Consider the following 10,258-nt stretch of genomic DNA (forward strand, 5'->3'; position numbering starts at 1 on the left):
CTTTTTTTGCTGGAACGCAATACTTACAAGTTCTATTGCAGCAGTCAATCCATCCAAACTAAAATCAATGAATTAATTAACACGATGTTGTTTATTATTGGTTGCTCAGCTTTCTTATTATTAATAAGAATAGGGTTAGTTATAAAAGATTGCCTCAGTTCAAAAAGATTCCCCATCTTGTAACAAGGAATTTATGTAGAAAAGACAGGTTCAGCATCGATATACAACATCAACTCACACTCCAACAAATGCGCAATCTTACTATTCCAAGTAACACCTTTCAGCCCGACCTGATGCAACACATATCCACGCAATGCCAGTACCTGCTGGCGGATCACTTAAGCAGGCCGATTGTTCACATCTGAAAACATCAGGAATGTATTCGCCACCTTGCAATAACTTGACCGTAAGCCTTCGATGGGTTTGATCATGATCTGCTTCTACTACAAGAGAAATGATTCGACCAGAGTCCGGAGACAGGAAGGGCTTTGCGCCCCTCCTGTGGTTTCTCCTGCTAACTCAAGACAGCGGTGGCACCAGCACCGCCTGCATAGCCTGACGGTTTTGCGGCAGGTGCTCGCGGGCACCTCCGATATCAGGGAACGAGGCCATAGCCCCGCTCAGCTTCGCTAGGCTCGGCCCCTCCGTGTCCGGGACAGCAACAACGGAATGAATCTCATGAAGCATGATGACGGGTTGTCTACTGGCCCAAGACAGCTCTACCAGCCCCCCTTTGGCGTAACTCCTCTGAGTAAAGTTCTTGGCCAGATGGTCCACTCTCATCACCAACGAAGAACCTTCCAGCTCGATTTGCAAATGCTGGTGCGTCATCGCCTGGCTACCGAACACCTTGCGCATCACCAAGGTCGTGCCATTAGCCGAGTCAGTCAGCATCAAATTATCATCATGGCGGCTCACGAGGATTTTTTCCGCATCAGCCACCGGCATGATCAAGCGGTCCAGGGCCTGGCCCGGGTCATCGTTGTCAATGATAACCGTGCGGTAATGCGACCACATCTCTTGGCTGAGGCGGTAGGTATCGTTATCGGCACTGCCATGCAACACCACACTGTCAACACCGGCGATCAGCGGTGGGGTCAAGTCGTCCCGGCGACCATCCGCGCCCCCGCCCCGAATCAACAGCGACGAACCAATACGCTCGACACTAGTGTAATGACTCAGCTTCTGCACATCATCGTCCTTGACCCGGTACAGTGCTTGGTTCGTTGGGCTGTACACATACGCGCCCTTCTTCCCGGCAGCAATTCCGATGAAACGCAGATTGTCTTTAGCCTGGATGCTACCGCAGGAGAACACTTGACCGCTGCCGACATCGAACCAGCCTTGTGTGTCATCGCCTTGCAAGGTCAGCACGCCTTTGGCTCGCCACTTACCAGCGATCTTAGCAAGTGCCTGTGGCAGACGAGCGAAGTTGTCCTGTTGCCAGCCTTTGTCGACGGCAACCAGCTGCAATTTGCCGTCATTGGTTCGCAATAGGATCTCGCCTTTGACGGTGGTCAGGCGTAGCCCGGCATCGACTTGCTCCGCCGCCTTGAGGTACAGTCCAGACTCCAGCTCACTGGCGGCGGGAAGCTGTGGCGAAACTTCAAGCACCTCGTCGGTACCAAACGCGGCAGCCAGCGCATCGGCAGTCATAGGCGGCTGACGATACAACTTGCCGCTGGCGGGTTCTAACAGTCGCGCACCGGAGCCATCCGCTTCAAAACCCAAGAACTGCAAACGCTTGTCTTGCAGGGGGGCCGAAGCCACGACTACCTGACCGTTGTGGTACCACACTGGCAGCAGGCTCTTGCCGTCGGTACCCTTGACCCCGAACACTGCCAGAGTAGCTCTGCCGTCAGCGACGCTAGCCAGGTCCTGCCACCAGTGGGTACGTCCCTTGAGCCAATGCTCGTTGACCGCTTCGTAGCTAAGCTGCCCCAGTGCATCGAGCCGGGCCACACGCCCATCCTCAGTGATGGCAAGCAGGCTGCCGTTCAGATTGACCAGGTTGGCTAACGCTGGAGTACTGATACGTAATGCTGTGGGATGGCTGGCGTCGAGAACAGCCTGCCCGGGACCTTCCTGTCGGAACAGGGCCTTTTGCTCTTTACTGTAGAAGAAAAACACTTCCTTGCCGCCGGGCTGCGACATGCTCCCCGCTAACACCAGGTCGGCCGGGATCGGCCAGGCACTGCGGGTTTGTTCGTACTCTTTAAAGTGCGAGGTCTGATCTGCCAGTGGCGCCAGATTCGGCTTGATCAGTGTCCCGTCGCCGGGACGTATCCAGTAGCGGTGCGCCACGCCAGCCGCATCCACGCCGAACACAGTGACCAGCGCCGCACTGGTCGGCTGGATCAGCCGTGCGCCTAATATATACGTCGGAGTCTCACGCTGTATACTTTTGCTCTCGTAGTAGCCCTTGAGTATAGTCTTGAGCTCATCACTATGCTGGCTAGTACGTGCTAAAAGCTGGAGCAGCGCATCATCACCCACCGCACTAACCAACTCCATTCGATCATCGAGGATCCGATAGCACAGCTCAGCTTCCTTCTCTAGTTCAGCCTCCTTCTCTTTTAGTCGATAACGGCGTGCCAGGTAGACCGCATCCCCCTCCTGCCATAGCCGACTGATCTTACCCGCATTTTGATTAAACCATGGCTCAAACTGCGCATCGACCTGTCCGGTGGCGATGTCTACCCGCCACGCCGCCGCATTGTCGGCGTCGTAGAAATAGGCATAGTCCCCCATCACCACACCCAATTGGGCATGTCTGGTCTGTTCGTGGGTGGTGTTGGTGAACAACATCCGCTCCTTGCCTACATCGTAAAACGCTCGACCAACATCTCGCCCGTTGTGGCTGTAGTTCTCCACCACTACGTACTGCCCGTGCAACTGATGCGCTTTGGCCAGATCACTCAGGTGCTGCTCAATTTGCTGGCCGGGCACCTGCCACTTACTCGCATCTTCGCTTACCACCTGAGTTGTCAGGCCAGCAAAGTCAACTTCGCGCACCTCTCCCTTGCCGTTGACCACCAATACCTGCCCGTTCTGGGTCGGATCGAGTTCAACTACCACCCCGCCGACCACCAGTTGGTTCTTCGACACGCTGATGCTGTCACTGGCGAGCTGACTGCTATCGATGATCCAGCGCGACAATGCACTGGCGCTATCGCTCGTGAGCTTAACTTGGGTGCCTTCGTTGAGGCCGATCAGGTACTCGCCACCCGCTCCCTTGATCTCGTAGCGCAAAAAGCCGTGTAGCTCTTTGGGTAGCTCGGGCACCACCAGTTGCCGGTTGCGCTGATCGAGTATCACCTCGATTGGGGTGTCGACGTACTCATGATGAATCCTGCGGATTGTCTCCTCCCCCGGAAAGATATAGAAGTCGTAGTCAAACCGCTTGTCTTCCTCTAGCCTGCGTATCACGTCGAAACCAGCATCATGGCGTGTGGTGGCGCCAGGGAGCAACATGTATTCGTAGCTGATGTAGGACTTAGGTGTGCCCGGCAGGATCACGACATTGCTGTCGCCGTGTTCAAGAGGCCGGGAGATATCCTTGTAACCAATACCGCTACGCACTTCGATAGCCTGACCACGATCGTGGACCATTCGCGGAAAGTCACCGACCCAGAAGAAGTAATTGATTTTCCCCGAACCGGTAGATCCCGAATGGGTACGGTAGATGTACTGGCTGTCGAAGCTGATCTGGTTCCTGCGCAAGTCAAGGCTCTTGACTACCGCCCCGGCAAGAGGTACCAGCACCTTTTTCTCGTTGTCATATCGATAGCCATTGCCTTTGTACGCCTTGTCGACCGTATCAAAGTAACGGCCTACCGCCTTGGCATCCTCGGCGACTGCACCAAAGGCTTGAGCCAATGCCGTAAAGCCCACAGCGAGCCCGCCAAGGATCACGCTGGCTCCACCGAGTACCGCCCCGGCCGTCGAAGCACCGACCAAACCAGCCCCCACCCCGGCTGTACCAGTGACGAAGCTCGCCGAGTCGAACGCTAGCTGGGTACCGAACACCGCCTTCTGCACATCGTTCTCAGCGTAGGCCAGTTCATAAGCATCCAGACCGACCATAGCTCCGCCAAACAACACACCGGCACCTTCGTTGACGGTGTGGCCCAGGTTCGAAGCAAAGTCCTTTAACGAGGTTTCGGCGGCCACCACTTCACCGCGCAGCGCCGTACGCACCAACGCGGTGACCTTGGCTATATCCTGTACACCACCGTGAGCCATCTGGACCAAGTTGAGGTAGCTGTGGACCTTGAGCGCGGTGGCCAGATCAGGCGAATTCACCCCGCTTGCCGCATCGTGGCGGTTCTTGTCGGCAAACCACTGGATCAGCGTCTGAACCGCAAACCCGGCGTTCAGCCCATCCACCGGAGCGGCCTCGCCAGCTCCGCCGCAAGGCCGTATCCGGCCGTGCTCTAGGGTAAAGTGCTCGTTCAGTACACCCATGCGCTCATCGACGAAGCGCCGGAATTCGACAAAGGTGCTATCGTCGGTGATCAACCAGCGGGTCTGCTCGGGTTGGTCACGGTTAATGAACTGGACCCGGTAGCTGCCTTTCCCCTGGTCTTCCGTCGTAGCGATAATCGGTAGCCAGCGGCTGTCCAGTTGGTGCTCTCGCGCCAGCCGGGTGCTGGCGACTTCGAACCGTGCGCCCCATTGCTCGGCATCAAAGGTCTTCAGTGCAGGACTCAGTCGCAAGTCTTCCATGACCCGCTCTTGTACACTCACCACCTGCTCGACCTGCCGCCGTTGCCCGATGACACTGGACAGTTCCTCGATTCGGGTCAGGTCAGACACGTTTAGGCCATTACCCACTGGTACCTCAGCCATCTTGCCGGTATCGATCTCAATCAGGTTGAAGGCTGGCGCCGATTTGCTGCCGAACGAGTCATAGTGCGCGGCCAGCCCGCGCACCACCAAGTGCTGCTCCATAGCCCTGGACAGACTCTTGGTGTTGTTGAAAGCAAAGATCCCGACATTCGGGTCATAGAAGTAGTAGCGACGGCCTTCGGCCGTGACAGTGCTCCCTACCATCATCGAGTGATTCTGGGTATTGAGTGCAAACATCGAGGTGCCGGTTGTTGCGGCCAGTCGCGACACCACCTCGGACAAATTGAACTGGCCCAGCTCCGTGGAAGCCTGAACGGCCTCAACATTGTAGTGCAGATTGATCAGGCTATTCTTGAGCAGCGTGGAGCTGCCCGCCTGCGGGTCAGCGGAGGCGAAAAACAGCTTTTGTACCAAGCTATTGACGCCGGCCTCTCCACCACCCGCCAATGCCACAGCCATGGTCCTGACCAAAGGGTAGCAACGGCCACCGGTTCGGTCACCGACCAGCGACAGATAAAAGTCCTGTGGTACTAAGCGGTCGAAGACACTGCCGGCGTCATGGAAGTCCTCACTGAACATTGCGGTCTGTCGCAGTACCTTATCAATGTACTCGGCCTGGCTGATTTCGGTGATGCGACCGCTCAAGGCACCCCGTTGCTCATGGGTAAGCTTTCCTTCAAGAAACAGGCGTTTCATCTCCAGAACCGACATTTTGTCATCCACTCCGGGGATCTTGATCTCTCGGAAGTTACGCAAACCATCATTGAACCCGCTATCCTGTGCCCCGCGCTGATAGGCCTCGGAGGCCGCGTAACGTTCTCCCACGCTGCTGGTGCGCTCCTCGCCTTGAATGGCCGTATCGTCAATCTGTACCACCGCAACGCTGCCATCTTTGGCTTTGATCTGCTGCCAGAGCCAAGTCTTTTCGACAGAACTGGCTTCACGCAATACTGGATCGTACTGCGCCTTGTAGTAGTCCTGTGTAAGATTGAGTTGCTTGATCTGCTGGTCGATCAAGGCCGTATCACTTGAGGTACGTCGTGCTTCCTGGAGCTGGTAGCGTTTGTCCGCCACTTGGTCAATGTTGGCTTTGACCTTGGCCTGAACCGCTTCGCGCAACCGGGTCCATGCGGCAATTGCCGGATGCCCAGGAGAAAACGCCCCCTCTGTGTAGACGCCGTCGGTAACTCCTTTGACCGACACCCCAAACTGCGTCGCCACCGTTTTCAGTTGTTGGTGAACCTGCTCGCGGTAAGTGGCGAATTCGACCTGGTTGCGCTCCATCACCTGACTGCCGGCGACCTGAATCGAGAGTGGCTCCACACCACCGCGCAACTTCGGCCAGACCATCTGTCCATCTCGTTGATATTCCTGGCGCTGGAACACCAGTTGCCACTCGCCATTGACGTACTGCATGTACGCCGCAGCAAGGCCCTCAGTGGTACCGGATATCTGGTAATCCTTGTAGTCGACCGCCATCACCACATTGTCATACAGCAGCGAGCTGTTGAATCGGCCATCGTGGTAAACCCGGTAGGTATTGGCGTCGAGGCTGGTCACCACCAACGAGCCGCCCGACAGTGTCCCTGTGAACAGAAAACTCCCTGCGGCCGCATGCTTGGGAATGTCCACATAGGCGGGTACCGCATTGGCCTGGTTCGGGCCATTGTAGCCGAGGAAGTACGCCGACACGCTGCTTGAGGATATGCTATTGGCGTTTTGTTCAGTGTATTCGAGCTCGTATAAGCCTGACCCGACCTTCACCAACTGGGCACTCCCCTCTGCCGGGAGGCGCCCCGACCTGACCAGCACCTCAGCACTCATGGTGTGGGTTTTGGCGAACAGTGCAGGATCAGAGGCAAACTGATGGATGTCGTCACTGCCTTGTCGGGGCTCAAATCCATCACCTACAGACACCAGCCCAGCCTTGAGTTCGAGATCCTTCACCGCCTGCCCCAGCAGCGCCGGCCTTGGACCCATGTAGGTAAAACGCGGTGGATGGAATTCGTCAGCCGCTGGCAAGCCCTGATTAATGATCGGCAAGACCCGCGCCATCACTCCGTCATACAGTTCACCCTGCAACTCTCTCTTGCTGCCTTCGGCGCGGTACTTGTCGAACATCTGCAACATGTCCTTGCCGATACTGTTCGCACCCTCCGGTTCGTAACGCGCAGCGACATAGAGGGTTTCGAAGAACGAGTGATAGCCGTTACGAATCATGAATGCCGCATTAGCCATCTGGAATTGCCAATACTGCTTGACGCTCAATGCGCCACCGAACAATTCCGGCAAGGCATTGCTGACGGTCTGGGTGATCCCGGAAATCCCCCCCACGAACGGGGTGTCCAGGTCATTCATGTAGCGTGTGGCGTCATTCTTCGGGTCCGGACGGTACTGGTTGTAGCTGTGGTACTTATCGTCCTTGATCAGGTAAGAATCCTCGTGATACGTCTGCTCCTCAAGGCCGGTATTGAGGAGCAGATACGGATCGGGCTGATTCAACCGGTTATTGATCATGACCTTGCCGGCACCCAGCGCAGCGTGAGGATTGACCGGGACCGAGACCTTGGAAAAGCTATTGGCTACCAGAAACAAGGCATGGAACAAGACCTGTTTGCGCAAGCTCCTGCCCTCATTGCTCAACAGCGCCGCCTCAACCGCCGGGCGCAGTTGCGCATCGGCGCTCTCAAGGCCCTGGGGACCAGTCAGTAACAGGATGAGCAGTTTGTCGTCCAGCGAGTGCTCAACCGCGGCTTGATCGAAAACATGTACTTTCGGATTGCTTGGATGCTGTGCCGCATTGGCGCTAGCGACCCGCTGGATTTCCGCTTCGATGGCCCGAATGCGCCATTGTTCGTACAACGGTGCCAATAGCCCTCTGGCCTGGGCAATGTCACTTTGCACATAGCCATTTTGCAAGACCTTAACCACAGCCCGGTTCTTCACCAATCTCGTTGCCAGCCCAAACAGTAGCGGATCATTATCACTGCTTCGCCAAACCGAAGCGGCAAACGCCTGTTCCCACAGCGCTTTGTTTAGGTTATTACCCTTGATATCACGCATGTTGTTACGGAAATACTCCGGCGCCAACACCCCTGCGGGGGTGATGTGGTTACGCTCAAGCAAACGTACCAACTGCTGCTCGAACGCCTTGCGATCTTCGCTGCCTTTAAACAGACGACTGGCCTTCGTACCGCCTTCACGCAGTTGCTCCAGCTTCTCGAAAAATGCGGCGTTGTATTGATACAGTATGTCGGTCTGCGCCTTGCTCAAGTGACTGCTGCTGACCTTGTCGTCGTCAACGCTCATCACCCCAAAGGGCGTCGCGGATAGGTAACCGTTGCCCTGGGGCATTTCCAACAAATACTGACGACTGGCAAAACCGACCGAACCTTCCAGCTCATGGATATTAACGAAAAGCCCGTCACGGTCCGGGTGGTAACCATTCTGGCGAAACCCCTCCAGGCCGATAGTCTGGAAGCTAGCGATATCAGCATTCTGGTTGATCAGGTCACTCAAGGCGCTTGCCAATGGTACCTCACGGGTGATGGTGGTATTCGAAACCTGGCCGGATACCTGAATCCCGACCTGATTCGGCACCTTGCGGTCAACGCTGGTCAGCAGCATTTTGTGACCGTTACCCAGCAACTGCGCCTTGAAGCCTTCACGCAAGGTGCTTTCCGAAACCAGGTAGTTGGCGAAGAACTTCTCAACGAACTCGGTTTTGACCAGCACCGAGCGAATTGGCGCATAGGTCGGCGAGCGAAAGGATGGCGGCTCACTCTTGAGCCGGTATTGTTGTTGCCAGGCTAGGGAGCGGGCTGCGGTACCGAAGGAGAAGTTGAATACCCTGTCCGCCGACACAACTAATCTGCCATTCTCCAGGAAGAAATCTTTGAAGCGGCCATCGGTGCTGGCATTAACTAGTGCGACGTTCATGCGGATGTAGCCAGGGCGCTCCTCCATCATCAGCAACGAAATATTTACCGGCAGATCATCGGAGGCCGGAGGCACCGTGGTCAGCCCGCCGAGAACTGCGGCCTCTTCCGTAGAGGATGCTTTGAGTAAGGCGTTGTAGCGGGCATTGACCTCCTTGTAGGCCTGTAGTTCGGAAAACAGCGTCACGTATTTTGGGCTGAACGTGGAGGTAGCCACCTGTATAGTCAGTTGTTGTTCCAGACGCTTGATCTCGGTATCCAGCTTAGCCTGCTTGCCCGCCGCGTTCTCCCTCAGGGTCGTCGTCTTCAAGGTCTTAGAGCCGCCGGAATTGAGCATGGTCAAAGCCTTACGCCAAGTGCTGTCAAAGTGCGTTATGGCCATCTGCTGTCGGCTGTATAGCAGGATGTCGCGGTCCAGTTGCTGCTTGTAGGCGTTGATCGCCGGTGTGCCGGGCACATCGTTCATCTGCTGCCGTCTTTGCTGCAATGTCTGCAACTGGTCGCCAACAGAAACGGGGTTATCCTGCATCTGAAAATGCTGGGCAGCCAGCACACTCAGCGTACTCTGCTGCATTTCCTGTAACCGCTCGTCTACCTGCCTGATGTAGTCGGCACGCTCATCAGGCCTCATGTTAAACCATTCTGTCTGACGACTTGCTGCCTCAATCTGTCCATCTATCAGGGTATTGAGCAGATTCGTGAAGTCTTTGGATATATAAGCCATTGCAATGATCCTTGCCTGTTTTTAAGCGAAACCCTTCGCGCTGCGAAAAGCTGTTTGTCGTTTGTCGATACAGATTTGACATTCTCCTCGACCTAAAGACCATAACTGTAGGTACGAACGTATTCAGTTACCGCGGGGGTTCCCGCACATACGGTCGAGTCGAAGGCAGATGTCATTTTGCATTACTTTATTTAGGTGATAGTTACATATTATTGTTATTTATATTAGTGAATATTAGATAGTCAACATTTATTTGCTCTGTAGTTGTAGTCATAATTATCTCCTTTATTTTTCGTTTATATTTCAAATCACATAAATGATAACATCGCAATATAATTAATTTTTTGTATATTTAAATTAAAATTATTAAAAATATGAATTAGTTACATATGAAAATATTTTTTAATTATATTGTTGCGTTTTTTATAAAACGTTGAATAAATAATAACGAATCTTAGCAAGGTTATTTATTAGTGAATTGTTGTATCTGATTTTTGAGTTAGAGCGCGATATTTAAAAGTTCTACTGCAACTGTCAAGCAACCCCAATTAGGTTGTGTCCCTCAATTAAATAATGACCTTAAGAAATAAGCGGATACAACCTAATTTCACCATAGCAATATAATTTCTTGCTGTCTTTTCATAACGGGTGGCGATGCGACGATGCTCTTTGAGTCGACCAAAACATCTTTCTACAACATTTCTTCTTCGATACGTTTTATGGTCGAATTTAACCCGTCCATCTG

The 10,258-nt window shown here is 54.2% G+C and carries 3 protein-coding genes; all 3 read right to left on the reverse strand.

Features of this window, described 5'->3' with window-relative positions:
• Positions 1-191: 191 nt before the first annotated feature.
• Complete coding sequence (locus AAC155_RS19095; protein WP_228900957.1) at positions 192-338, reverse strand: hypothetical protein; 147 nt, start codon at positions 336-338, stop codon at positions 192-194.
• Between the two features lie 181 nt (positions 339-519).
• Entirely contained in the window at positions 520-9,513 is an 8,994-nt protein-coding gene (gene mcf / locus AAC155_RS19100; RefSeq protein ID WP_113043740.1) for an insecticidal toxin MCF, read from the reverse strand.
• 566 nt (positions 9,514-10,079) lie between these two features.
• The coding region (locus AAC155_RS19105; protein ID WP_146748125.1) for a transposase at positions 10,080-10,258 on the reverse strand (179 nt) is incomplete at its 5' end.

It is taken from the genome of Photorhabdus sp. HUG-39 (assembly GCF_963878365.1).
GTDB lineage: Bacteria > Pseudomonadota > Gammaproteobacteria > Enterobacterales > Enterobacteriaceae > Photorhabdus > Photorhabdus kayaii.